The following is a 23811-nucleotide window of genomic DNA, read 5'->3' on the forward strand; positions in this document are numbered from 1 at the left end:
TCAGATGGATTCTTGGCATTTGGAATGGTGTGTCAGGCTGGAAAATGACCTTGGATGGCTAGATCGCATCGTGTCGGTCGGAGCCCGGCGAGGGGGACGTCGGCCGACCGCCCCGGCCCCGGTGCGCCGCCCGGAGCCGGGGCGGTACATCGGGGCCGGGGCGGTGCACCGGGGCGGCGGACGCCCGCGGCGCGGGGCGCTCGGGCGTTCAGGCGCTCAGCGGACCTCGCGTCTGCGGACCAGGAGCCAGGCCGCGGCCAGCAGCACCACGGCGAGGGCCGTGACGGCGAGCGCGGCCGGCCAGGGTGCGAGGACCGCCGAGGCGTCCTCGCACAGGCCGTCGGCGGTGCACGTCGCCGGAGCGGGCGGCTTCAGCTCGGTCGCGGAGGGGATCAGCACGGTCAGCGTCCAGGGCCGCAGGGCCGTCAGGCTGTTGCGGACGACGGCCTCCGCGAACAGGACGTAGACGAAGACCGTGGCGAAGGGGACGACGGCGCTGCGTGCCGCCCATCCGAACGAGGTGCCGAGCGCGCCGAGGGCGGCCACGACCAGGGTTCCGCGCAGCGCGGCCTGGAGGACGTCCGCGAGCCAGGCGGCGGTGACGCCGTCGGTGGTTCCACGGGTGGCCGCGGTCACGAGTGCGGCGGCACCCACGATCGCCAGCACCACCACGGACAGCAGCACACCGGCCAGGGCGATGACGGCCACCCGGGCGACCAGCAGCCGGTGCCTGCGCGGCTCGGCGAGGATCCAGACGTTCGCCGAGCGGCTCTGCCAGTCCGCGCCGCCGAGGGAGGCCCCCAGGATGAACAGGATGCAGGCGGTCACCGAGGTGGCGACGGTCAGGTCGTCTGGCAGCGCGTCGGTCAGCAGGTAGCGCGGGTCGGTGTAGAACTGGTCCGGGTCGACCAGGGACGCGTCCACGCCCATCCGGGCTATCAGGTCACCGCGCCGGCGTTCGGCTGCCGCGTGCGCGGCCGCCAGGTCCGTGTTGTGCGTGAGCCACAGGAAGCCGCCGTAGCAGAGGGCCAGCAACGGCGCGATCACGGCGGTGATTCCGAAGACCCTGGCGCTGCGCAGCCATTGGACGGATACCGAGAGGAGTCGTCCGGCCGACGGCGCGCCGCGGACGACCGCCGGGGAGGGGGGGCTCGGGTGGGTCATCGTCATGCTCCGCTTTCCGGCTTCGTCCCGTCACCGGAAACGCTGGCGAGGAACAGTTCTTCGAGACTCGGGCGGTGCCGCCGGACTTCCAGCGGCGTCTGCCCGGCGTGGACGAGGGCCTCGACGGCCTTCTCCACGGGAATGCCCCGGACGTCCAGGACGCCGGCCTCGCCGGCCTCGGCGGTCGCGCCGGAATTCCGCAGGACGCCCGCTCCGGAGTCCGGGTCGGAGCAGGTGATCAGCGCCCGGTCGGCCTGCGGGGTGATGAGCTCGTCGACGCGGCCCGCCAGGAGGGTCCGGCCGGCCTCCACGACGACGACGCTGTCGCACACCAGCTGCGCCTCGGAGAGCAGATGGGAGGAGAGGATCACGGTGCGCCCCTCGTCCCTGAGCTGCCCGAGCAGGGAGCGGAGCCAGCGGATGCCCTGGGGGTCGAGGCCGTTGGCGGGCTCGTCCAGGACGACCAGCGCGGGGTCGTGCACCAGGGCGAGGGCGATGCCCAGCCGCTGGCGCATTCCCAGGGAGTAGCCCGTGACGGCCTCGTCCGCCCGGCCGGCCAGGCCCACGAGCTCCAGGGTGGCGTCCACCCGGCTCCGGGGCAGGCCCGCCAGCGCGGTCACCTGGTGCAGGAAGTGGCGGGCGGTCAGCCCCCGCGGTACCGGCGAGGCCTCGATCAGCGCTCCCACCGAGCAGGAGATCTCCGGTAGTTGGTGCGGCACCGTCCGGCCGAGCACCGTGATCGTCCCGCTGTCGGCGCGGGTCATGCCGAGCAGGCAGCGCAGGGCCGTGGTCTTGCCGCTGCCGTTCGGGCCGAGCAGGCCCAGGACCTCGCCCGCCCGCGCCGTCATGCCGAGGCCGTCGAGGGCCGCCCGTCGGCGCCTGCCGCGGCCGTAGAACTTGGTGAGCCCGTGGAGTTCGACCGTCATCCAGTCGCTCCGGCGCCCGCGGTCTGCGCCTGCGCGTCGAAGAGCGGGGCGCCGAGGAGCCGGCGGTCCCCGCTGAAGACCGCGCACACCACCCGCCGCTCGCCGGAGTTCCAGGCCTCCTCTCCCACCGGCGTGACCGGGAACAGGCTCAGGCGTCCGGTGGGGCGCCTGTCCTTGTAGGCGGCCTTGGCGAGCTTGTCGCCGCAGAAGGGCACCAGCGTCTTGACCATCGTGTCCTGCTTGCCCGGGTAGGTCCCGCCGGGCGGCAGGTAGGTGAGGGCGGGGGAGAGGACCTCGTACATGTGGGGGGTGTCGCACGGCACGGTGGCGACGTCCTTGCCGTCCTTGAGCTCCTCGCCCGAGAAGCACTGGCCGGGCTTGAGGTCGTACCAGGCGACGATCTGCGGTTCCGCGGTGGCGGTGGCGGTGGCGTAGGGCATCGTGTCGGCCACCGGTGCCGCGGCCTGCTCCGAGTCCCCTCCCGAGCAGGCGGACAGCGCCGCCACGAGGAGCCCCGATGCACAGACGAGAACTCCACGGTGGCTCTTTTTCAAAAGATTCACAACTCACCCCACTTGACGACCTGGCCGCACCGGAAGAAGGTCCGGGGCGCAGGGTGGTCGTTTCGCCCCTGCGCCCCGAACCTTTCACACCCTAGGTGATTCGGGGCCTGCCGGCAGGCGTTTCGCCGTCATATCCCGAATCGTTCACGCTCCATCGGAAGCGACTAGCACTGCTTGATGCCGTAGAAGGTGTCCCAGGTGTCGCCGTCGCTGCCGCCGTCGTTGTCGGCGTACCAGTACCAGATCTTGCTGGAGTCGATCGCGCCGACGTAGTGCCGCCCGGTGTTGTGGCTGTGGCCCTGGGCCTGGCTCGGAGGCTCGGCGCCGGCGCCCTTGTTGATCGTGATGGTGGTCGCGTTGCAGGCGGTGCTCGCCGACGCGGTGGGGGCCGCGACGAGGACGCCGCCGGCCGCCATGCCGACCGCCAGGAGCACGCCCGAGGCCTTGAGCTTCATTCCCATAGTTTCCCCTCGAATTGACTCGGAACTCGTATCGCGATCGCGATGGTCGGAACGTTAACTATCGATGTCGGGGGAAGTAAAGCGATTACCAACTCTGGAATTTCGATCACGATCAGATTTATCCGAAGAATTCGGAACTGTTTGACCAATCATTACCAGACCGCACGTATCGGACGGGACAAAACGGTCAGCCGTCCCACCGGTCCCTGGTGTCACCCGCCGAGCGGAGACAATCGGCCACGGCGACGGTTTCCGGACTTTCGGTGGTGGGCCCGGCGGTGGCGCGCGGGCACGGAGTCCGCCACGACCCGGCCCGCGCCGGCCTGCGGCCCGGACCGCGTACGCCCGCAGGACGACGCGGTGCGGGCCCTGGGGATCATGCCCGGGACGCCGCGCTCGTCCGGGGAGCTGACGACGGTGCGCCGGGCCCGGTGATGTCGTGGGAGGACGCCGAACCGAGAGGAACCCCGTGAAGCCGCAGCCCTTCCGCCTGATGACGATCGCCGTCGTCGCCGGGACCCTGGCCGTCACCGCCCCGTCCGCCGTCGCCGCCCCGTCCGCCGCGGGCGCCCCCCGGCCGGACGCCGTCCGGCAGGGGCTCGACGCGCTGGTGGCGGAGGACGGCGCGCCGGGGGCGCTGGGGACCGTCCGGTTCGCGGACGGCCGGACCCGCAGTTACACCGCCGGGGTGGGCGATGTGCGCACGGGCGAGCGGGTGCCCCGGGACGGGCAGGTGCGGATCGGCAGCAACACCAAGACGTTCACCGCCGTCGTCGTGCTCCAGCTCGTCGGCGAGGGAAGGATCGAGCTCGACGCGCCGGTGGAGCGGTACCTGCCGGGCGTCGTGCGCGGCGAGGGCATCGACGGCAACGCCATCACCGTTCGCCAGCTCCTCCAGCACACCAGCGGGTTGCCCAACTACACCCGCTACCTCAGCGACGACGTCCGCCGCTACCGCCCGCGCGAGCTGGTCGACATCGCGCTGCGCCACCCGGCCGACTTCGCGCCCGGCGAGTCGTGGGCGTACAGCAACACCAACTACGTGCTGGCCGGCCTGATCGTCCAGGAGGTCACCCACCGCCCCCTCGCGGACGAGATCGACCGGCGCGTCGTCCGCCGCCTCGGCCTGCGGCACACCTACTTCCCGGCGCCCGGCGACGCGACGATCCGCGAGGCCCACCCGCACGGCTACTACCGGGAGACGGCGGACGGGCCGCTGACCGACATCACGGAGATGGACCCGTCCTGGGCGTGGGCGGCCGGTCAGTTGGTGTCCACGGCCGCGGACCTCAACCGGTTCTTCGGCGCCCTGGTGGACGGCGAGCTGCTCCGGCCCGAGCAGCTCGCCGAGATGCAGCGGACCGTCGACGCCGGGGAGCCCTTCGCCCCGGGCACCGGGTACGGGCTGGGTCTGGTGAGGACGCCGCTGTCCTGCGGGGGCGTCCACTGGGGCCACGGCGGCAGCATCCCGGGGTACGAGACGCGCGGCGGCGCCACCGCGGACGGGCGCGCCGCGAACATCACCATCACCGTGCAACCGGGCGACGTGGCGACGGCGCGGCACCTGGAGGCCGCCGTGGACACCGCCCTGTGCGCGGCCGGGCAGGCGAAGTAGTACCCCCGAAGGAGGACGACACCCTGCGGAGTCGTCCCTATGGTCCAGACCTATGAGATTACGAGGACCCCTGAGAACCGCCGGCGCCGCCCTCGCCCTGCTGCTCGCCGCGGCCGGTACCGGGGTGGCGGAAGCCGCCCCGCAGGAACGGCCCCGGCCGCTGGTGTGGACGGACTGTCCCGCCGACCCGTCCGGGGCGCCGGTGGACCCGCGGCTGCGCTGCACCACCGTGCGCGTGCCGCTGGACTACCGGGACCCCGGCGGGCGGACCATCGAGATCGCCGTCTCGAAGCTCGCGACCGCCGCGCCGGGGTCACGGCGCGGCATCCTGGTGCACAACGCCGGCGGGCCCGGGATGGCCAGCCTGCACCTGCCCACCGCCCAGGAGCCCGGCTACCCGAAGGACGTGCTGGACCAGTACGACCTGGTGAGCTTCGACCCGCGCGGGGTCGGCCGCAGCGCGCCGGTGAGCTGCGGCCGGACGGCCGCCGAGGTGCCCTACGAACTGGTCTTCCCGTTCCCGGCCCCCGACGGCTCGATCGCCCCGAACGTGCGCTTCGCCCGTGACCTGGCGCGCGACTGCCTGGCCCGCAACGGCGAGTGGATCCGTCACCTCACCACCGCCAACACGGCACGGGACATGGACCGCATCCGGGCGGCCCTCGGCGAGCCGCGGATCTCCTACCGCGCCGCGTCGTACGGCACCTACCTGGGCGCGGTCTACGCCGAGCTGTTCCCCGGCCGCACGGACCGCTTCGTGCTGGACGGCAACGTCAGCCCCAACGTCACCTGGCAGGACCGGCTGGCCACCTGGGACGCGGCGAGCGAGCTGCGCTTCGCGGACTTCGCCGCCTGGGCGGCCGAGCGCGACACCACCCTGCGGTTCGGCGCCACCCCGGCGGCCGTGCGCGCCAACTACTTCGCCCTGGCGGCGAAGCTGGACCGCGCGCCGGTGCACCACCCGGTGGCCGGGCCGGTCAACGGCAACCTCTGGCGCACGCTCTACCGCCTGGACTCCTACCACACCGCGCTGTTCCAGGAGATCGCCGACTGGTGGCGCTACCTCGCCGACGACGGCGCCGGGCCGGTGCCGTACTGGTGGCTGGCGAAGGGCACCCCGGGCATCCCGGACGACAACGACGTGGCCGCACTGGTCGCGGTGCTCTGTGGCGACACCCCGGCGCCGCGCGACCTCGGCCGGTACCAGCGGAACGTCACCGCGAGCCGGCAGCGCAACCCGGTCCTGAACGGCATGGGCGCCAACGTCTGGCCCTGCGCCTTCTGGCCGGCCCCGGTGGAGCCCGCGGTCCGGGTCACCGACCGGGGTCCCGCCACCATCCTGCTGCTGCAGACCGAACGGGACCCGGCCACCCCGCTGGTCGGCGCGCTGGGCATGCGGGCGGCGCTCGGCAAGCGGGCCCGGATGGTCACCGTGGACGGCGGCAACCATGGCGCGTACGACCGGTCGGTCCCGTCCTGCGCGGTCGACGCCGCCGACCGGTTCCTGGCGACCGGGGTGCTGCCGGCCCGCGACCTGTCCTGCCGCGCGTAAGCGCCGGAGGCCCGCCGGGGCCCGCCGGTACGGAGACGTCCGTACCGGCGGGCACCCGTCGCGCCGACCGTCGCGGGAGCGGGCCGCCGGGGGTCAGCGGACCAGGCGCACCTCCGGGTGGGCGGGGGAGGGCGCGGTGAACAGGGGCGTCGGGCGGTGGCGCAGGTGGAGGTCGAAGAAGGCGGCCAGATAGACGCGTTGGGCGGCGACGGCGCGGGCCGGGTCGATCGTGCCGAGCAGGTGGTCGACCTCGTCGGCGGGCCAGGGCAGGACGGGCCGGGCGGCGGTCAGCAGCACCTCCAGGTCGGCGAAGCTGCCGTGTCCGGAGCCCTCCAGCAGGAGCTGGCGGCGCCAGGAGGAGAGGCGCGGCCAGAGCGCGTCCCACATGGCGTCGCGCACCGGGCGGACGTCCGCGGCGCCGAACAGCAGCAGCGGCCGGTCCAGGCCGTCGGTGGCGACGGTGCCGAACACCGGGCCGTCGAGGGAGGCGCCGGCCAGCACGCGCGGGTCGTCGTGCAGCGTCTGGACGGCGGTGGCGCCGCCCATCGAGTGGCCGGCCACGCCGACGGCGGTCAGGTCGAGGGCCGCGCCGAGGCCGGGCGGGAGGGGGCGGCGCTCGGCGTCGGGATTGCCGCCCGCGGCGAGTTCGGTGAGGCGGTCGAGCACGAAGCGGGTGTCCGCCGCCCGGTAGGCGACGATCTCCTCGTCCGTCATGGCGAACACGGCGGGTTTGTTGCGCACCTCCAGCCGGCCGTCCGGGAAGGCGACCTCGCCCGCGTCGAAGGTGTGGTCGAGGACGGCCACCGCATAGCCGCGGGAGGCGAGGTCCTCGGCGGCGAGGGTGGCGAAGGAGCGGTCGGCGCGCGAGCCGGGGGAGTAGAGGACCACCGGGTGGCGGGAGGTGCGGTCGGCGGGTGCGTCGAGGCGGGAACGGGTGGTGGGCCAGGCGAGCTGCCCGGGGGCGACACCGAGGTAGTCGGCCTCCAGATGGGCCTGTTCGGCCGGCCCCGTCCACGGCGCGAGCCGGTGGGCCGGACCGCCGCAGGCGGCGGCCGGGTACCAGAGCTGCGCCATCAGTTCGCGCGGACGCGGGGTGGGCGCCCAGCGGTCGGGGCGCTGCGGGTCGACGAGGTGGAGGGTGGTGGTGCCGACCGGCAACGGGCCGGTCGGCGCGGGGAGGGTGAGCGGGACCGGGGCGGTGCTGGGCGCGGTGGCGGCCGCCGCGGTCGCGGGGGTGCCCGCGGCGAGGGCGCCGGTGGCGAGCAGCACGGCGAGCGCGGCCGCGGCCGGTCGGTAACGGTGGTGCGGCATAGGGGAGTTCCTTCGAGCCGAGTGGTCGTCTTCCGCCCACCGTGGCGCCCGGCCCGGGCCCGGCGCGTCCCGCCGCGGGCGTACGACCGTGGTCGGATGCCGGCCCGCCCGCCCGTGGCTAGCCTGGCCGGGTGCAGAACGATCAGTGCCTCGCGCCCGCCCCGTGGACCTCGCGGCTGGCGCCGGTGCACCGGGCGTGGACGGACCCGCTCACCGCGCTGGCCGGCACGGCCGTGACCGCCGCCCGGGTGCTCGGCGCCGCCCGCGACTTCGATCCGCACGGGCGCGGCAACCCGCCGCCGGACGGCCCCGCCGCGGTGGCCGTCGCGCTGCTCGCCACCGGGCTGCTCGGCCTGGCCCTGGCCGCCCGGCGGCGGCACCCGGCCGGGGCGTGCGGGCTCGCCGCGCTCGCCTGGGCGGGCGCGGTGGCGGGCTGCCGGCAGCCGGCGATCGGGCTGGTCGTCGGGTTCTGGGCGGTGGCGGCCGGGGCGCTGGTGGCGTACACGGCGGCGGCCCGCGGCCGGCGGACCGCCCGGGTGGCGCTCGGCGCGGCCGTCCTCGGGTGGGCGCTCACCCTGGCCGCGCCCGGCGAGGTGGCCGGCAACCTGCCGCTCGCGGTGATCGGGCAGACGGCCGGCTGGGTGGCGGGGGACGCGGTGCGCCGCCATCGCGCGCACACCGCCGCGCTCGCCGCCCGGGCAGCGGCCCTGGAGCGCGCCGCCCGTTCGGAGGAACGGCTGCGCCTGGCACGGGAGTTGCACGATGTGGTGGCGCACAGCCTGGGTGTGGTGAGCGTCCAGGCGGGCTTCGGGCGGTACGCGCTGGAGTGCGCCGCGCAGCAGGACGGCCCGGCCGGCGCCGCGCTCGCGGCGATCCGGGCGGTGAGCGCGGAGGCGCTGGGCGAGACCCGGGCGCTGCTGGCCGTGCTGCGCGAGGACACCGGGCCGGGGGCGCCGCCCGCCCCCGTGCCCGGTCTGACGGCGGCGGACCTGACGCGGCTGGCGGACCGGACGGGCGCCGCGGGCGTCGCCGTGCGGCTGCGGATCCGCGGCCGGGAACGCGCACTGCCGCCCGGCGTCGGCCTGTCCGGCTACCGGGTCGTGCAGGAGGCGCTCGCCAACGTGGTCCGCCACTCGGGTGCGGCCCACGCCCGGGTGGAAGTGGAGTACCGGGACGGCGGGTTGTGGCTGGAGGTCACGGACGACGGCCCCGCCGACGGCCGCCCCCGCGCCGCCCCGACGCCCTCCGGCGGCACCGGCCTGGCCGGGATGCGCGAGCGCGTCGCCCCGTACGGCGGCTGGTGCGAGGCCGGCCCGACGCCGGCCGGCGGGTTCCGCGTCACGGCGGTCCTGCCGCTGGACGGCGCGGCGGTCCGCTCGTGACGATCCGCGTGGTGGTCGCCGACGACCAGGCCCTGGTGCGGGCCGGGTTCGCCGGGATCCTGCGCCTGGCGCCCGGCTTCGCGGTGGCGGGCGAGGCGGCCGACGGGGCCCAGGCCGTCGAACTCGCCCGGCGGGAGCGGCCGGACGTCGTCCTGATGGACATCCGGATGCCGGGCCTGGACGGCATCGAGGCCACCCGCCGGATCACCGCCGGAGCGTCCGGCAGCCGGGTGCTGATCCTCAGCACCTTCGAACTCGACGACTACGTGCGCGGAGCACTGCGCGCCGGGGCCGGCGGCTTCCTGCTCAAGGACGCGGAACCGGCCGAACTCCTCGCCGCCACCCGGGCGGTGGCCGCCGGAGAGGCGGCGCTCGCACCCAGCATCACCCGCCGGCTGATCGCCGGACTGCTCGCCGGCGCACCGGCCGCCACCCCGGCGGACCCGGCACGCACCCGGGCCCGCGAGGCCGTCGCCGCCCTCACCGCGCGGGAGCGCGAGGTCCTCGCCCTGGTCGGCGACGGCCTCACCAATCCGGAGATCGCCGCCGTCCTGCGCATCACCGAGGGGACCGCCAAGACCCACATCGGCCGCCTGCTCCACAAGCTCGCCGCCCGCGACCGCGTCCGCCTCGCCATCCTCGCCCACCACGCGGGTCTCTCCCGCTGACCGCCGCCGCGAGATTTTGCCGAACGGTCGACCAACCGGCCCGCGGGTCCGGGTAACGTCCGGCTCCGTCCCCGTCGAAACCGCCGAGAGGTGTGCCGTGAACCCGGTCGATCTGTACGAGGCGGCGTCCGCACTGCCGACGCCGTGGAACTCCCGTTCGCTGGGGCGGGTGGGGACGGCCGTCGTGAAGGTCCTGCGGATGGACGGGCGGCCGCTGCCGGCCGAGGTGCACGAGACGGCGGAGCTGCTGCTCGTCCTCGACGGGAAGCTCGAACTGCTCGTCGAGGGAGCCGAGGTGACACTCGGTCCGGGGGAGCTCCACCGGGTGGCCGCGGGGGCCCGGCACGCCGTGCGGCCGGGCAGCACGGGGACGCTGGTCGTGGTGGAGGCGGCCGGCTGAGCCGGGGCCGGTCGCGCCCGGGGGAGGGGGGAGATCCGGCCCCGCCGACCGGTGCGGGAGACCGCCGGCGGACGGTCCGCCGGCCCGCCCCGGCGCCCGGAGCAGCGGCAACGGGCGGAGGGGGCCGCGGCAGGGGATAACCTTGGGTGCCCCGGAGGCGGGCCGACCGACCCAAGAGGAAAGCAGCGTGGCGCACGACAGGCAGGACCCGGCCCTGATCGGACGGCAGCGCGAGACCGGCCTGCTGGCCACCGCCCTGGACCGGGCCGGGAGCCGCGCGGGCGGTGCCACGGTGCTGCTGCGCGGCGACGCGGGCGTCGGCAAGAGCACCCTGCTCGCCTGGACCGGACGCGCCGCGCGCGAACGCGGCTTCACCGTGCTGCGCGCCACCGGCACGGAGGCCGAGACCGACCTCGCCTTCGGCGCCCTGCACCAGGCCTTCTGGTCGCTGCTCCAGCGCTCCGACGCGCTCTCCGCCCACCAGCGGGACGCCCTGGAGAGCGCGTTCGGCGCCCGCTCCGGCACCCCGAGCGGTTTCGCCGTCGGCGCCGCCGCCCTCGCCCTGCTCGACGACGCGGTCCGCACCGCCCCGGTCCTGCTGGTCCTGGACGACCTGCACTGGATCGACTCCTCCAGCGCCACCGTCTTCGGCTTCCTGCACCGGCGCTGCGCCGAACTGCCGCTGGTGATCCTCGGCGCCACCCGCCCGGACGGCCAGGCCGCCCAGGCCTGGGCCGCCGAGCCCGTCGACGTCCGGGCGCTGCCCCGGGCGGACGCCGCCGCGCTGCTCGGCAGCCGCTACCCCGAACTGGCCGGCGGCACCCGCGACCGGGTGCTCGCCGAGGCGGACGGCAACCCGCTGGCCCTGGTGGAGCTGCCCCGCCAGCTCGCCGCCGCCCAGCAGCGCGGGGTCGCCCCGCTGCCCGAGCGCCTGCCGCTGGGGCGCCGGCTGGAGCGGTTGTTCGCCGAGCGGCTGGACGCGATGACCCCGGAGGTCGGCCGGCTGCTGCTGCTCGGCGCCCTGGCCAGCGGCCCGGACCTCAGCAGCGGCAGCTGGCTGCGCGCCCTCCCCGACGGCACCGTGGGGCAGGCCCTGGAACGGATCGAGGCGGACGGCCTGGCCCGGCTCGACGCCACCGGGCAGCTGGTGTTCCGCCACCCCCTGGCCCGCACCGCCGTGGTCGCCGCGGCCTCCGACGCCGCCCGCCGCGAGGCCCACCGGGTGCTGGCCGGCGCCCTCGCGCCGGGCGACCCCCGGCGGCTGGCCCACGAGGCCGCCGCCGCGGTGCTGCCCGACGGCGGTCTCGCGCACCGCCTGGAGGCGGCCGGCCTCGACCTCGCCCGGCGCGGCGGCCACGCCGAGGGCGCGCTGCTGGTCGAACGCGCCGCCGTGCTCAGCCCCGACTCCTGCGACCGCGTCCGCCGGCTCACCCGGGCCGCCGTGATGGCCGCCCACGGCGGGCAGCTGCGCCACACCGCCGCCCTGGTGGAGGAGCTCAAGACCGCGACCGTCCCGCCGGACGTCGCTCCGCTGTTCGCCTATGCGGTGGTCTACGCCGACCAGAGCCACCACGTCGACTTCGCGTCCTCGGCCGCCCTGCTGCCGGGCGCCCTCGACACCCTGACCGCCCCGGACGCCGACACCTCCGGCGGGCTGACCGAACAGGTCTTCTTCAAACTGCTGCTGGCCGCCACCTACACCGACGACCCCTGGGCCTGGCAGGCCCTGCACCGGCACCGCGACGCCGTCTCCGAAGTGGGCCGGCTCTGCCTGCGGGCCTGGACCGAGCCGGGCCCGGGCATCGCCGACGAGCTGCGCGCGGTGGCCGCCGACCTGACCGAGGAGCAGGAGGCCGGCGCGGCCTGGCTGCTGCTCTGGACCAGCTCCGCCCTCGACTGCCCCGAGATCGACCTGTGGCGGCGCTTCACCGGGCTGCACGGCTACGCCAGCGAGGGATCGGTCGCGAAGGCCAAGTGCCACCAGGACTTCCTGCTCGGCGACTGGGACCGCGCCGAGGACTGCCTGCGCGAGGCGGAGATCGCCGACGAGCTCGGCTACCGCACCAACGCCCTGCTGTTCCGCCAGTACCACGCCGCCTTCCTGGCCGGCCGCGGCGACGAGGCCGGGCTGGAGGCGGTCGACCGGGCCGTGCGGCCCACCGCCACCCGCGCCGGGATGCGCTCCGTGCTCGACCGGCTGACCCATCTGCGCGGGCTGGCCGCCCTGGCCCACCAGCGCCACGAGGAGGCGTACACGCACTTCTGCGAGCTCCTCCCGCCGGGCCGCCTGCCCGGCGGCCGGCCCTGGCACCACGCGCTGGTCTTCGACCTGGTCACCGCCGCCGTGCACACCGGCCGCCGCGACGAGGCGGCGGCCCACCTCGCGGCCGCCCGGGCGGCCCGCTCCGCCGGCCTCTCCGGCCGGCACGCCTTCCTGGTCGCGGCCGCCGCCGCGGTGGCCGCCGAGGACGACGACGCCGAGGACGCCTACCGCGCCGCGTACGAGCTGCCCGGCGCCGAGCGGTGGGCCTTCGACCTCGCCCGGCTGCGGCTCGCCCACGGCTCCTGGCTGCGCCGCCGCCACCGCCCGGGCGCCCGCGAGGCGCTGCGGGTGGCCCACCACGTCTTCCGCCGGCTGCAGGCCGGACCCTGGGCGGCCCGGTGCGAGGCGGAGCTGCGCGCCGCGGGCGACCAGGTGGTCCCGCCGCAGCGCGGCCCGTCCGCCGCGCCGCCCGCCCCGGCCCTGCTGACCGGCCAGGAGCTGCGGATCGCCCGGCTCGCCGCGACCGGCCTCACCAACAAGGAGATCGGCCGGCGGCTGCAGCTGTCGCCGCGCACGGTGGCCGCGCACCTCTACAAGATCTTCCCCAAGCTCGGCATCACCTCCCGGGCCGCCCTCGCCCACGCCCTCGCCCAGAGCGCCGGACCGCGCTGACCCGACCGCCGCCCGGGCCGCCGTCCAGGACGGCAGTCAGATGACCTAACCCGCCGCCTGCCCCTTCGGTCAGGCTGATCGGGCAGGGATTCGAGGAAGGGCGGTCAGATGGGCGTACGGGTGACGACCGCGGTGGTTCCGGACGGCGAGAAGGCGGCGTACCTGGGCGGAGCGGTGTCGCGGACACTGGTGCCGGTGGAGCTGCGCCCGCTCACCGGCCGGCCGTTCGACGGGCAGCTGGTCTCGCACCGGCTCGGCTACGTGCGGGTCTCCACGCTGGAGGCCGACGCCGCCCGGTTCTCCCGCACGGCGGCGCTGATCGCCCGGGCCCCGCGCGGTGAACCGCAGGTCGGGGTCGGTCTGCAGGTGGCGGGCCGGGCCGTGCTGGAGCAGGACGGGCGCCGGGCGGAGGTGGCGGCCGGCGGGCTCGTGCTGTACGACACCGCGCGCCCGTACGCCGTCGACTACCCCGAGCGCTTCCGCACCCACCTGTTCCACCTGCCGCGCCGGCTGCTGGGCGTGCCGGAGCGCGACCTGCGGCGGGCCTCGGCGACGGCCGTCGGCCCCGCGGACGGGTGCGGGCCGGTGCTGCTGTCCTTCCTCGGCGGCCTCGCCGCCTCGGCGGACTCCTACCCCGCGCAGGTCGGCGACCGGCTGGCCGGCAGCGTCGCCGACCTGCTCAGCGCGCTGGTCGCCCAGCTCACCCTGGCCCGGACGGCGGACGGGCCGGACACCCCGAACGCGCACCTGGTCCGCCGGATCCGGGAGCACATCGAACGGCACCTGGGCGATCCGGCGCTCGCGCCCGAGCCGATCGCGAAGGCCCACCACATCTCGGTGCGCTACCTTCACCGGTTGTTCGAGGGCGAGGGGGTGACGGTGAGCAGGCTGATCCAGCAGCGCCGTCTGGAGGCGTGCGCCCGGGAGCTGACCCGGCGCGGCCCCACGGCGCCGACGGTCTCGGCCGTCGCCCAGCGCTGGGGGTTCGTCAACCCGGCACACTTCAGCCGGGCCTTCCGCGCCGCCTACGGCGTGCCGCCGCGCGAATGGCGGGCGCGGGGGTTAGGAGGAGGGACCGGCCGATGAGCCGGCGCGCACCACCGAACGGAAGCCAGGAGCGAAGAGTGTCCGACCCCACCCCCCTTCCCGACCGCGGACCGGTGCTCGACCGGGCGCTCCGGGAGTTCCTGGCCGCCCGGGCGGCCGACCGGTCGGCGGGGGAGCCGACGGACCTGCTCGCGCTGCTGGCCGCCGACGAGGGGCCCGACGGCGACGGCGGGGGCCACCCGGAGGCGGACGACCCCTTCGCCACCACCACCGAGTGGCTCGCCCTGCCCTGCGGCCCCACCGGCCGGGTGTCCGTCCAGGTGACCAGACCGGCCGGCGCCGTCGAGCCGTGCCCCGTGGTGCTGTTCCTGCCCGGCCTCGGCTGGTCGCCCGGCGAGGCCGCCGGCCACCGCCGGCTGGTCCGGGAGTTCGCCCTGGGCGCCGACGCCGCCGTGGTGTTCGTCGACTACGCGCGGGCGCCCGCCGCGCGCTACCCGGTGGCGGTCGAGCAGTGCCACGCCGTGGCGCGGTGGATCCAGGCGCACGGCCACGAGGTCGGGCTGGCGGGGGACCGGATGGCCGCCGTCGGCGACTCCGCGGGGGCCAATCTCGTGGCGGCCCTGACCCTGCTGGCGCGCGAGCGCGGGGACGTCCGGCTGGTCCAGCAGGTGCTGGTCTGCCCGGTGACCGACGCCGACTTCGACACGCCGTCCTACCACCGCTTCGCCACCGGGTACTTCCTGCACCGCGAGCACATGCGCCGGTACTGGGACGCCTACCTGCCGGACGAGCGGCGGCGCCGGGAGGCCACCGCGGCACCGCTGCGCGCCACCCCGGAGCAGCTCGCCGGGCTGCCTCCGGCGCTGGTGGTCACCGCCGAGGCCGATGTGCTGCGCGACGAGGGCGAGGCCTACGCGGGGCGGCTGCGGGCGGCCGGGGTGCCGGTGGTGGCGACGCGCTACCAGGGCACCGTGCACGGCTTCCTGCTGCTCGACGCGTGCTGTCCGACCGGGACGGCGCGCGCGGCGCTGATCCAGGTCGTCGACACCGTGCACGTCGCCCTGCACCGCCGGGCCTGGTGACGCCGGGTCCGGCGGTGCAGGGCGTGCGCGGCCGCGCCGGGCCGGGCGGGCCCGGGCGGCCGCTCAGCCCGTCGGCGGGGCCCAGTGCGCGTCCGGGACGGAGAGCCGGCGGGCCGTCAGGGCGGTGACCAGCAGGAGCAGCGCGGCCAGGGCCAGCGCGAGGGCCGGCCGGCCGTGGAGGACCAGGACCGCCCCCGCCAGGCCGCCGAGCAGCATCGCGAGTGCCGACAGGATCCGGCGGCCCGGGCGGGGCCCGGTGCCCCCGGCCGCCGGGGAGTCGGCGGCCAGGCCGGTCAGGGTGAGGGTGAGCACGGTGGTGGTGAGGTCGGGCACGCCGAGGCGGCGGGCCACGGCGTTCTGCAGGCCCATGCCCAGGCCCAGCAGCACGATCAGCGCGTACCGGGCGGCGCCGTCGTCGACGGCCGCGGCGGTGACGGCCGCCGCGGCCGTGAGGACGCTCTGGACACCGGTGGCCAGGGCCAGCAGCCGCCCGCGGTGGGCCGCCGGCCGGGCCGCCAGCCGTCCGCCGGTGAGCGCGCCGGCCAGGAAGGCCGCCAGCGACACCAGCGAGGCGGTGGCGGACAGGCCCGGGGTGCCCGCGAGGGCGAACCCCAGGAAGACCACGTTGCCGGTCATGTTCGCCACGAACACGTGCCCGAGCGCGAGGTAGCTGACCGCGTCGACCACTCCGGTGGTGACCGTCAGCAGCAGCATCAGCGGCGGCAGCGGTCCGTGCCGGTCGGTGCGCGGCGGGGCCAGCGTCCGCAGGGCGTCAGTCAGCAGCGCGCGCACCGGCCGCCGCTCCCGCCGTGGGGTCCGCGCGGTGCAGGACGGCCCGCGTGAGCAGGCCGCTGACCGGCCCGGCCGCCGCGGCGGCGAGCACCAGCCAGAGCGGCCAGGAGGTCAGTCCGACGGCGTGGTCGACGGACCAGCGGCCCGCGCCGGTGAGCGCGAGCGAGCCGGTGACCACGACCAGCACCAGCGGGTACTCGTAGCCGTCGTTCTGCACCCAGAGCCCGTGCGGCACCTTGACGGTGACCGCCACCGTCATCACGCCCATGGCGACCATGGCCGCCAGCGGGGTGAGCGCGCCCAGCGCCAGGAACAGGCCCGAGCCGATCTGCCCGGCGCCCGCGGCGAGCGCGGTGAGCGTCCCGCCCCGGAACCCGTCGTGCCGGAACTCCGCGGTCCCGCCGGCGAGGCCGTTGCCGCCGAGGCGGTGGCTCACCTTCTGCACGCCGTGCCCGGCGATGAGCAGGCCCACCACCACCCGGATGATCAGCAGTCCGGTATCCATCGTGTTCTGTTCCTGTCCCTGGTCGTGGTCATGGTGTCCGTGGTCGGTCGGGAGGGGGCGGCCCCGGCCCGGCGCACCGCGGGCCGGGGCCGGCGGGTGTCAGAGGACGAAGCAGGGGTCGAACGGCAGCTCCCGCTCGACGTTCCGGCCGCGCGAGACGCGCCAGGCGCGGTGCAGCTCGGACTCGGCGACGACCTCGCCGAGCAGCTCCGCCTGGCGGGCGCCGGCGGACTGGTAGCCGCCGAAGCGGGCGACCGGGCTCCACGCGGGGCTGACCGGCGGGAGCTCCTCGTCCAGGCCCTCGTACTCGGCGGCGGCGTGCACGATCCGGCCGCCGACGACGGTCAGCACGGACTCGATGTCCGGGATCTCCTGCTCGGGCACGGTGAAGAAGTCGGCGGACAGCACCGCGAGGTCGCCGTAGCAGCCGGGCCGGAGCACGCCCTTGACGTCCTGCTCGCCGGTGAGGGCGGCGCCCGCCGCGGTGTACATCGCGAGCGCGGTCGCCCGGTCCACCCGGTTCTGCGGCGGGCGCATCGCGAGGCCGCCGACCGTGCGGCCGGAGACCAGCCAGTGCAGGGCGACCCACGGGTTGTAGGAGGAGACCCGGGTGGCGTCGGTGCCGGCGGCGACGTTCAGGCCGCGGTCCAGCATCGCGCGGACCGGCGGCGCCTCGGCGGCGGCGCCGGCGCCGTAGCGGCGGGTGAAGGTCTCGCCCTGGAAGGAGAGGCGGTTCTGCACGGAGAGCGCGCCGCCGAGCCGGGCGATCCGGTCCAGGCTCTCCCCGGAGACGGTCTCGGCGTGGTCGAACAGCCAGCGGTTGCCCTGCGGAAAGAGGCCCTCGGCGGCGAGCTTCTCGAAGACGGCGAGGTCGCGGCGGATCGTCTCGTCGTAGGTGGCGTGCAGCCGGAAGCCCCAGCCGTTCTCCATGAGCAGCCGGACGGCCTTCTCGAACTCGCCTTCGTAGGAGCCGAGTTCGGGGCGCGGCTCGGCGAAGTTCTCGAAGTCCGCGGCGGCCCAGGTGAGGTTCTCGCCGGCGCCGTTGAGCCGCAGCCACGCGTCGCCGTCCTCGGGGCGGACCGTCTCGATCCAGCGCTTGAGGTCGTCCAGCTCCTGCCCGCCGGTCTGCGGGAACAGGTGGTAGGCGATGCGCAGCGAGAGCAGGCCCTCCCGGGCGAGTTCGGTGACCGTCGCGTAGTTCTCCGGGAAGTTCTGGAACCCGCCGGCGGCGTCGATCGCGGAGGTCAGGCCGAAGCGGTTCAGCTCGCGCAGGAAGTGCCGGGTGGAGGACTTGCGGTCCTCGGGCGGCAGGGCGGGGGCCTTGGCGAGGGTGGAGTAGAGGACCAGGGCGCTGGGGGCGGCCAGCAGCATGCCGTTGGGCTCGCCGGTGCGGCCCCGGACGATCTGGCCGCCCTTCGGGTCGGGGGTGGTGGCGTCGTAGCCGACGGCCTGCAGTGCGGCGCGGTTGAGGATCGCCGACTGGTAGAGGTGGAGGACGAACACGGGGGTGTCCGGCGCGGCCTCGTTCAGCTCGGCGGGCGTCGGCAGCCGGCGCTCGGCGAACTGCTCGGCCGACCAGCCGCCGACCACCCGCACCCACTGGCCCCTGGGCGTACGGGCGGCCTGCTCGCGCAGCATCGCCAGGGCCTGGCGCAGCGAGCGCACGCCGTCCCAGCGCAGTTCCAGCACGTAGCTGAGGCCGCCCCGGATGACGTGCAGGTGCGCGTCGTTGAGGCCGGGCACCACACGGCGGCCGAGCGCGTCGACGACGGTGGTCGCCGGTCCGACGAACGGGGCGACGTCGGCGTCGTCCCCGACGGCGGTGATCACCCCGTCCCGGATCGCGAGGGCGCCGGCCTGCGGGCGGCGGGCGTCCCCGGTGTGGATCTTCGCGTTGCGGACGACGACGTCGGCGGCGTTCGCGGCCGCGTCCTCCCCCGTGCGGGGGACGATCCCGCCGACCGGCATGACAGACACCTCGAAAGCCTCCTGTGCTGGGGTGCGGCCGCCGTCCGGGGCGGGCGGCGGCGGGGGTGGGCGGCCGGACGGGCCCGGGGGCCGGGCCCGCTCCTCCCACCGACTCCCCGACGGTAGGCCGGGCGGCCGGGGCCGGATTGGCCCACAGCGCACCGCCACCGTCCCGCCAGCGCACCTCCTGCGGCGCTCCTGGCCCGCCGACGCCCGTGCGGGCACGGCGAAGGCCCCGCCCTCCTCCGCTCTGGGGGAGACGGAGGCGGACGGGGCCCGCGATCGCCGTGCCGCCGGCCGGGGCCGGACGGGCACGGCCCGGTCAGCCGGGGCGGACCGGGGTACGGGGGGCGGGGCGGCGCTGCGCGGGGACGACGGTGACGGCCGGGCGCAGCGGATGCAGCGCGAGGACGGCCCGGGCGATGGCGTCGGAGTCGCCCAGGGTGACCGAGTTGACGCCCGGGCGGATGCCGGCCGCCGTCACCCAGTGCACCGCCTCGGTGGGGACGCCGTAGGCGAAGCGGCGCGGGTGCGCCCGCCCGGCGGCGTCCAGCAGGCGGTACGGGCGCTCGGTGACCGCCAGCCCGCCCGTCTCGTACCCGGGCCCGGTGGCGTCCGGGATCCGGTAGGTGCGGGCCTGCCCGTCGTCCAGCAGCCCGCGCAGCAGGCGGTCGCCGGTGCGCCGCACGTCGGGCTCGGGCAGCCGGGCCTCGACCAGGACGGCGGCGCGCAGCGGCGGTGCGTCGATCGCCGGGGAGTGGGCGGTGAAGGCGGGGCGGCCGCCGCGCGGGTCGATGGTGATCCGTACGTCCGGGCCGAGCAGGTCGACCACCCCGGCCTCGATCAGGGCGCGCAGTTCGTCGATCCGGGAGGCCGGCGGGCCGATGGACAGGAAGGCGTTCAGCGGGGTGTACCAGGACTCCAGGTCGTCGCGGTAGGACGAGCCCTCGATGCCGCCGTGGTCGACGGCGAGCCGGATCTCGTTGCGCAGGTCGCGCAGCACGTCCAGGGCGGCCTTGAGCGGGCCGTTGACGTTCCCGGCCCGGGCGTCGCGGACATCGCGCTCCAGGCGCTCGACGATCCACGCCCGGTGCTCGGCGCGGGAGGCGAAGCGCCGGCCCGCGTAGGGGTGGGCGAGCGCGTTCCAGTCCCAGCGCTGTGCGGCGCGGACCCCGTAGCGGTCGAGGATGCCGGTGGTGCGGCCGGAGCCGGGGGCGGCCAGGTACTCCTCGGCGAGCCGTTCGCCGTCCTCCGGGCGGCCGGCGGCGGCGAGCAGGGCGGCGTAGTAGACGGCCTCGACCTCGCGGGCGATCAGCGGCCACAGGTCGCGGGCGAAGCGCACCGGCTCGCCGGCGGCGGCCCGTTCGCGCAGCCGGGCCGCGTACGCCTCGGTGAGCAGCCGGGGGTGGTGGCGGCCGTGCGCGCCCTTCTCGTTCTCGCCGCGCGCGTGGTACGGCACGCCGCGCCGGGAGCCGGCCAGGATCAGCGGCTCCTGCCCGGACGGGTGGTAGACGAGCCGGCCGCCGCGCTCGGTGAACCGGCCGCCGCGGCCGCGGGTGAGCAGGGCGAGGTGGTCGAAGAAGTTGAGGCCGAGGCCGCGGACCAGGACCGGGCGGCCGGGCAGCAGGGCGGTGAGGTCGAGGTCGGCCGGGTTGGCGGGCGGCAGGTGGACCAGGCCGTGGGCGGCGGCGCTGCGGGCCAGGGTGCGTTCGGCGCCGGTGGGGCCGGTCGCCAGGTGGCCGAGGGCCAGCACCACCGCGTCCAGGTCGGCGATCCGGCGGCCGTTGGCGAGGACCAGCACCTGGGCGGCGTCGGGCAGCGGGTCGCTGTCGGTCAGCCGCACGGCGCGGGTGCGGTGCTCGACGATCCGGCAGTGTGCCGGGGCGGTGGCGCTCACCCGGCGGTAGACGTCGCGCAGGTAGCGGCCGTAGAAGGCGCGGGTCGGGTAGGTGTCGGGGGTGAGGGCGCGGGCCTCGGCCCGCACCTGGTCGTCGTACTCGCCCGGAGCGCCCTGCGGGACGGCCGACTTGGCCCATTCGTAGAGGCTGGGGCCCTCCTCGACCGGGCCGTCGACGGTGACGCTCGGGTCGGTGTAGACGGTGACCTGGGAGGCCACCGTGTTCATCAGCAGCAGCCGGGACTGGTTGGTGCGCCAGACCCGGCCGGCGCCGGGCGGGTAGGGGTCGACGAGGTGGACGGTGAGGGCGGCGGCCGACGGGCGGGCGCGCTCGTTGGCCAGCAGGCGTTCGAGGACGGACAGGCCGCGCGGGCCGGCGCCGACCACGGCGATCCGGCGGTGGCGGGCGGTGGTCGGGCCGGGGGAGTGGGGAGCCATGGATGATGTCCTCCCGTGCTTCGGGCCCCGCGGGCCGTTCGGGCCGTCGGGGCCGTTCGTCGGAGTGACGCCCCGCCGGACGAAGGCGGAGTCCGGCGGGGCGTCGGCCGGGGGGCGTTGCGGGTCGCGGGTGTTGCGGGTCGCGGACGCGACCAGGGGCGGGTGCTACGGGTGGCGCAGCAGGATCTTGCCGAGGCTCTGCCGGCCCTCCAGCCGGGCGTGCGCGGCGGGGGCGTCGGCGAAGTCGTAGGTGCGGTCGATCCTGGCCCGCAGGGTGCCGTCGAGCAGTCCGGCGAAGAGCGCGCCGGTGCGGGCGGTGAACTCCTCGCGGGTGAGCACGTGGTGGGTGAGGCTGGGCCAGGTGAGCTTCAGCGAGCCCTTCTGGACCAGCGTGAACGGGTCGATCGGGTCGGGCTTGCCGCTGGCGCGGCCGTAGACGACCAGGGTGCCGCGCGGGCGCAGCGAGTCGAGGCTGTCGGCGAAGGTGTCCTTGCCGACCGAGTCGTAGACGGCGTCGGCGCCCGCGCCGTCGGTGATCCGGCGGACCGCCTCGCGGAAGTTCTCCCGGTCGTAGCGGACGACGGCGTCGGCGCCCAACTCGTGGACCAGTGCGGCCTTCTCGTCGGTGGAGACGGTGCCGATGACGTACGCCCCGGCCCGCTTGGCGAACTGGACCAGGAACTGTCCGACCCCGCCGGCGGCGGCGTGCACCACGACCACCTGGCCCTTGGCGACCGGGTGCGAGTCGTGCGCCAGGTAGTGCGCGGTGAGGCCCTGGAGCATCGCGGCGGCGGCCGTGCCGGAGTCCAGGCCGTCCGGCACGGTGGTCGCCAGCCGTACCGGGACGGTGACGAACTCGGCGTAGGCGCCGGGGAGTTCACCGTAGGCGACGCGGTCGCCGACGGCGAGTTCGGTGACGCCGGGGCCGACCGCGTCGACCGTGCCGACGGCGTCCATGCCCGGGACGAAGGGCAGGGCGACGGGGAAGACACCCTGGCGGTGGTAGACGTCGACGTAGTTGACGCCGATGACCTCGGTGCGGATGCGGATCTCGCCGGCCGCGGGTTCGGTCACCGGCACGTCGTCGACCTGGAGCTGCTCGGGGCCGCCGGGGGCGTGGACGCGGATCGCCTTCATGGGGTGGTACCTCGGCTGTTCTGGTAGGCGGGTCGGGTGGGAACGGGCGGCGGCGGGCTGCCGCCGCCCGGGTCTTGGGCCGGCGCGGGCGCCGGGGCCGGGGCCGGTTCCGTCGGTGGTGCGGCCGCCGCCGTCGCCGCCGCCGGCGCGGGCCGGTTGGCGAGCAGGCCGCCGCCGATCATCAGCGCCCCGCCCAGCAGTTGCAGCGCCGTCGGTGCGAGGCCGAGCGCCAGCAGGGCGACGAGCACCGTGAAGGCCGGCTCCAGTTGGAGCACGCTCGCCGTCTCCCACGGCCGCAGCCGCTCCAGCGCCAGGTGCAGGGTGACGTAGGCGAGGCAGAAGTTGGTGACGGCGAGCAGGAGTTGGAGGCCGAGGGTGCCGGCCGTCGGGTGCCAGCGCAGCGGCCCCGGCGCCAGCAGCAGGACCGGCAGCAGCACGACCGCCGCCGGGACCAGCCGCCACAGCGCCAGGAGCGGCGCCGGCACCGTGGCCATCAGGGCCTTGGCGGGCAGGAAGGCGAGACCGGCCAGCACCGCGCCCGCCAGCACCAGCGCGTCGCCGCTGCCGACGCCGGTGAAGCCCGCGCCGGGGTCGCGCAGCACCACCAGCACCCCGCCGGCCAGGGTCACCGCGAGCCCGGCCGACTGCCGTGCCCGCAGCCGGTCGCCGAGCAGCAGCACGGAGGCCAGCACGGCCGTCGGGCCCTGGAGCTGGATGAGGAAGCCGCCGTTGACCGGGCTGGTCCGGCTCAGCCCGCTGATCACCAGGGCGAGCGAGAGACCGGTGCCGACCACCGAGACGAAGCCCAGCCGCAGCCAGTCCCGCCCGCCGAGTCCGGCCGGGACCAGCGGCCGGCGCCGCACCACCAGCCGTCCGGCCAGCAGCACGGCGCCGATCGACAGGTTGAGCTCGGTGGTCAGCAGCGGGTCGATCTCGCGGGTGACCCGGTTGGCCAGCACGGCGCCGGCGCCGAAGAAGGCGGCGGTCAGCAGCGCGAACGCGTACCCCTGCGTGCGCACGATGGGCTCAGCGCGCCTTCACGCGGACCGTGTGCCCGCGCTCGACCCCGTACCGGGCGGCGAAGTCGCCCTGGTTGAGGGCGAGTCCGAGCTGGTCGCGGCTGGCGATGTAGGCGAGCGGCTCGCCCTCGCCGGTCTCGCCGAAGGTGCGGCGCAGCGGGGTGGTGAGCCGGGTGCCGCCGATCTCGATCTCCAGCTCGGCGTCGAACGCGATGCCCCGGGCGTCCAGGAATTCCCGGGTGATGCTCGTCCAGACGTTCCCGTAGTTCTTGTCGAGAATCGCCACCTCGCCGATTATCCAGTCGCCCTCGACGACCGGCTCGGCGACGTCGAGAAGGGTGATGTCGGCCGCCTCGATTTCCTCGCCGATTTCGCTGAAAGGTACTCCGTTGGCGATGTGCGCGGCCGCCGAAATAACGATGTCGCGCCCGTAGAACGTCGGGTCGATGACGGGCCGGCGGACCTTGTCGGCGGTGATCCGGCGGACCTCGGCCACGCCCGCCTCCTTGACGATCCGGGTCAGCAGGCCGTTGTTGGGGGCGAAGTAGGTGTGCCCCTGGGGGGTGCGCAGCCCGATCGCGTTGTCCTGGACGCCGGTGTGCGGGAAGGTGACGCAGGCGAAGACCGCGTCCGCCGGGAAGTAGCGGAACGAGTCACGGATGTACAGCCCGGCCTCGTAGATGTCGAACGGGGTGACGTCGTGCGTGACGTCGACGATGTTGGCGTGGGGGGCGATGCTGAGCACCATGCCCTTGCAGATGCCGACGGCGTCGTCGACGAGCCCGAAGTCGGTGAGCAGCCCGACGATCGGCCGGGCGGCGAGCAGGCCGGGGCCGGTGGACGGGGCGGGGGTGCTGGCGGAAGCGGACATGCTGAAACCCTTTCAGGATTACCGAAACGGGGTGGCGTGCATGACGGTCCGGGATTTTTGCGGCGGTGAATCGCCCGG

General features: G+C 75.9%; 20 protein-coding genes. 8 read left to right on the forward strand and 12 right to left on the reverse strand.

Features of this window, described 5'->3' with window-relative positions:
* Positions 1 to 216: 216 nt before the first annotated feature.
* The 4 genes from ACF1AK_RS17280 to ACF1AK_RS17295 form a co-directional block, all read right to left on the reverse strand.
* Positions 217 to 1164 (reverse strand): hypothetical protein, encoded by a 948-nt coding sequence (locus tag ACF1AK_RS17280; protein WP_391499598.1) that lies wholly within the window; start codon positions 1162 to 1164, stop codon positions 217 to 219.
* A 2-nt stretch (positions 1165 to 1166) separates the two neighbouring features.
* A complete protein-coding gene (locus tag ACF1AK_RS17285; RefSeq protein WP_391499599.1) occupies positions 1167 to 2090 on the reverse strand; it encodes an ABC transporter ATP-binding protein in 924 nt (307 codons plus the stop codon).
* Positions 2087 to 2542, reverse strand: a complete 456-nt coding sequence (locus tag ACF1AK_RS17290; protein ID WP_391499600.1) for a septum formation family protein — start codon at positions 2540 to 2542, stop codon at positions 2087 to 2089. The genes ACF1AK_RS17285 and ACF1AK_RS17290 overlap by 4 nt, the downstream gene beginning before the upstream one ends.
* A gap of 275 nt (positions 2543 to 2817) precedes the next feature.
* On the reverse strand, positions 2818 to 3108 hold the full coding sequence (locus tag ACF1AK_RS17295; protein WP_380287522.1) for a hypothetical protein: 291 nt from the start codon (positions 3106 to 3108) through the stop codon (positions 2818 to 2820).
* 499 nt (positions 3109 to 3607) lie between these two features.
* On the opposite strand from ACF1AK_RS17295, the gene ACF1AK_RS17300 reads away from it, so the two are divergent.
* Complete coding sequence (locus ACF1AK_RS17300) at positions 3608 to 4729, forward strand: serine hydrolase domain-containing protein (RefSeq protein WP_391499775.1); 1122 nt, start codon at positions 3608 to 3610, stop codon at positions 4727 to 4729.
* 52 nt (positions 4730 to 4781) lie between these two features.
* Positions 4782 to 6281, forward strand: a complete 1500-nt coding sequence (locus tag ACF1AK_RS17305) for an alpha/beta hydrolase (protein WP_391499601.1) — start codon at positions 4782 to 4784, stop codon at positions 6279 to 6281.
* A gap of 93 nt (positions 6282 to 6374) precedes the next feature.
* Here the strand turns inward: ACF1AK_RS17305 and ACF1AK_RS17310 are convergent, their stop codons facing one another.
* Positions 6375 to 7592: an alpha/beta hydrolase family protein gene (locus ACF1AK_RS17310; protein ID WP_391499602.1), complete on the reverse strand. Its 1218-nt coding sequence runs from the start codon at positions 7590 to 7592 to the stop codon at positions 6375 to 6377.
* A 131-nt stretch (positions 7593 to 7723) separates the two neighbouring features.
* On the opposite strand from ACF1AK_RS17310, the gene ACF1AK_RS17315 reads away from it, so the two are divergent.
* From ACF1AK_RS17315 to ACF1AK_RS17340, 6 genes are all read left to right on the forward strand, one after another.
* The gene (locus tag ACF1AK_RS17315; RefSeq protein ID WP_391499603.1) at positions 7724 to 8974 is read left to right on the forward strand and encodes a sensor histidine kinase; all 1251 of its coding nucleotides are present in this window, start codon (positions 7724 to 7726) and stop codon (positions 8972 to 8974) included.
* Complete coding sequence (locus tag ACF1AK_RS17320; RefSeq protein ID WP_391499604.1) at positions 8971 to 9642, forward strand: response regulator; 672 nt, start codon at positions 8971 to 8973, stop codon at positions 9640 to 9642. The genes ACF1AK_RS17315 and ACF1AK_RS17320 overlap by 4 nt, the downstream gene beginning before the upstream one ends.
* A gap of 97 nt (positions 9643 to 9739) precedes the next feature.
* Complete coding sequence (locus ACF1AK_RS17325) at positions 9740 to 10042, forward strand: cupin domain-containing protein (RefSeq protein WP_391499605.1); 303 nt, start codon at positions 9740 to 9742, stop codon at positions 10040 to 10042.
* A gap of 187 nt (positions 10043 to 10229) precedes the next feature.
* Positions 10230 to 12977, forward strand: coding sequence for an AAA family ATPase (locus ACF1AK_RS17330; RefSeq protein ID WP_391499606.1), 2748 nt, complete (start codon positions 10230 to 10232; stop codon positions 12975 to 12977).
* A 108-nt stretch (positions 12978 to 13085) separates the two neighbouring features.
* The gene (locus tag ACF1AK_RS17335; protein ID WP_391499607.1) at positions 13086 to 14063 is read left to right on the forward strand and encodes a helix-turn-helix domain-containing protein; all 978 of its coding nucleotides are present in this window, start codon (positions 13086 to 13088) and stop codon (positions 14061 to 14063) included.
* A gap of 38 nt (positions 14064 to 14101) precedes the next feature.
* Positions 14102 to 15106: an alpha/beta hydrolase gene (locus ACF1AK_RS17340; RefSeq protein ID WP_391499608.1), complete on the forward strand. Its 1005-nt coding sequence runs from the start codon at positions 14102 to 14104 to the stop codon at positions 15104 to 15106.
* Positions 15107 to 15169: 63 nt separating this feature from the next.
* On the opposite strand, the gene ACF1AK_RS17345 is transcribed toward ACF1AK_RS17340, so the two are convergent.
* The 7 genes from ACF1AK_RS17345 to ACF1AK_RS17375 form a co-directional block, all read right to left on the reverse strand.
* Positions 15170 to 15898 (reverse strand): YoaK family protein, encoded by a 729-nt coding sequence (locus ACF1AK_RS17345; protein ID WP_391499609.1) that lies wholly within the window; start codon positions 15896 to 15898, stop codon positions 15170 to 15172.
* Positions 15879 to 16403, reverse strand: coding sequence for a DoxX family protein (locus tag ACF1AK_RS17350; RefSeq protein WP_391499610.1), 525 nt, complete (start codon positions 16401 to 16403; stop codon positions 15879 to 15881). The genes ACF1AK_RS17345 and ACF1AK_RS17350 overlap by 20 nt, the downstream gene beginning before the upstream one ends.
* Before the next feature lie 99 nt (positions 16404 to 16502).
* The gene (locus ACF1AK_RS17355; protein WP_391499611.1) at positions 16503 to 18380 is read right to left on the reverse strand and encodes an amidohydrolase; all 1878 of its coding nucleotides are present in this window, start codon (positions 18378 to 18380) and stop codon (positions 16503 to 16505) included.
* 313 nt (positions 18381 to 18693) lie between these two features.
* Positions 18694 to 20706, reverse strand: a complete 2013-nt coding sequence (locus ACF1AK_RS17360; protein ID WP_391499612.1) for an FAD/NAD(P)-binding protein — start codon at positions 20704 to 20706, stop codon at positions 18694 to 18696.
* A 165-nt stretch (positions 20707 to 20871) separates the two neighbouring features.
* Complete coding sequence (locus ACF1AK_RS17365) at positions 20872 to 21843, reverse strand: quinone oxidoreductase family protein (protein WP_380287535.1); 972 nt, start codon at positions 21841 to 21843, stop codon at positions 20872 to 20874.
* Positions 21840 to 22862, reverse strand: a complete 1023-nt coding sequence (locus ACF1AK_RS17370; RefSeq protein ID WP_391499613.1) for a DMT family transporter — start codon at positions 22860 to 22862, stop codon at positions 21840 to 21842. The genes ACF1AK_RS17365 and ACF1AK_RS17370 overlap by 4 nt, the downstream gene beginning before the upstream one ends.
* A gap of 7 nt (positions 22863 to 22869) precedes the next feature.
* Positions 22870 to 23733: an S-adenosyl-l-methionine hydroxide adenosyltransferase family protein gene (locus ACF1AK_RS17375; protein ID WP_391499614.1), complete on the reverse strand. Its 864-nt coding sequence runs from the start codon at positions 23731 to 23733 to the stop codon at positions 22870 to 22872.
* Between the last annotated feature and the right edge of the window lie 78 nt (positions 23734 to 23811).

Origin of the sequence: Kitasatospora sp. NPDC015120 (assembly GCF_043080305.1) — a bacterium.
GTDB lineage: Bacteria > Actinomycetota > Actinomycetes > Streptomycetales > Streptomycetaceae > Kitasatospora.

Coding starts and splice junctions, on each gene's coding strand:
- ACF1AK_RS17360 (WP_391499612.1), bottom strand. CDS start 20,706: ATGGCTCCCCACTCCCCCGGCCCGACCACCGCCCGCCACCGCCGGATC.
- ACF1AK_RS17350 (WP_391499610.1), bottom strand. CDS start 16,403: ATGGATACCGGACTGCTGATCATCCGGGTGGTGGTGGGCCTGCTCATC.
- ACF1AK_RS17310 (WP_391499602.1), bottom strand. CDS start 7,592: ATGCCGCACCACCGTTACCGACCGGCCGCGGCCGCGCTCGCCGTGCTG.
- ACF1AK_RS17280 (WP_391499598.1), bottom strand. CDS start 1,164: ATGACCCACCCGAGCCCCCCCTCCCCGGCGGTCGTCCGCGGCGCGCCG.
- ACF1AK_RS17305 (WP_391499601.1), top strand. CDS start 4,782: ATGAGATTACGAGGACCCCTGAGAACCGCCGGCGCCGCCCTCGCCCTG.
- ACF1AK_RS17285 (WP_391499599.1), bottom strand. CDS start 2,090: ATGACGGTCGAACTCCACGGGCTCACCAAGTTCTACGGCCGCGGCAGG.
- ACF1AK_RS17375 (WP_391499614.1), bottom strand. CDS start 23,733: ATGTCCGCTTCCGCCAGCACCCCCGCCCCGTCCACCGGCCCCGGCCTG.
- ACF1AK_RS17300 (WP_391499775.1), top strand. CDS start 3,608: ATGACGATCGCCGTCGTCGCCGGGACCCTGGCCGTCACCGCCCCGTCC.
- ACF1AK_RS17335 (WP_391499607.1), top strand. CDS start 13,086: ATGGGCGTACGGGTGACGACCGCGGTGGTTCCGGACGGCGAGAAGGCG.
- ACF1AK_RS17365 (WP_380287535.1), bottom strand. CDS start 21,843: ATGAAGGCGATCCGCGTCCACGCCCCCGGCGGCCCCGAGCAGCTCCAG.
- ACF1AK_RS17295 (WP_380287522.1), bottom strand. CDS start 3,108: ATGAAGCTCAAGGCCTCGGGCGTGCTCCTGGCGGTCGGCATGGCGGCC.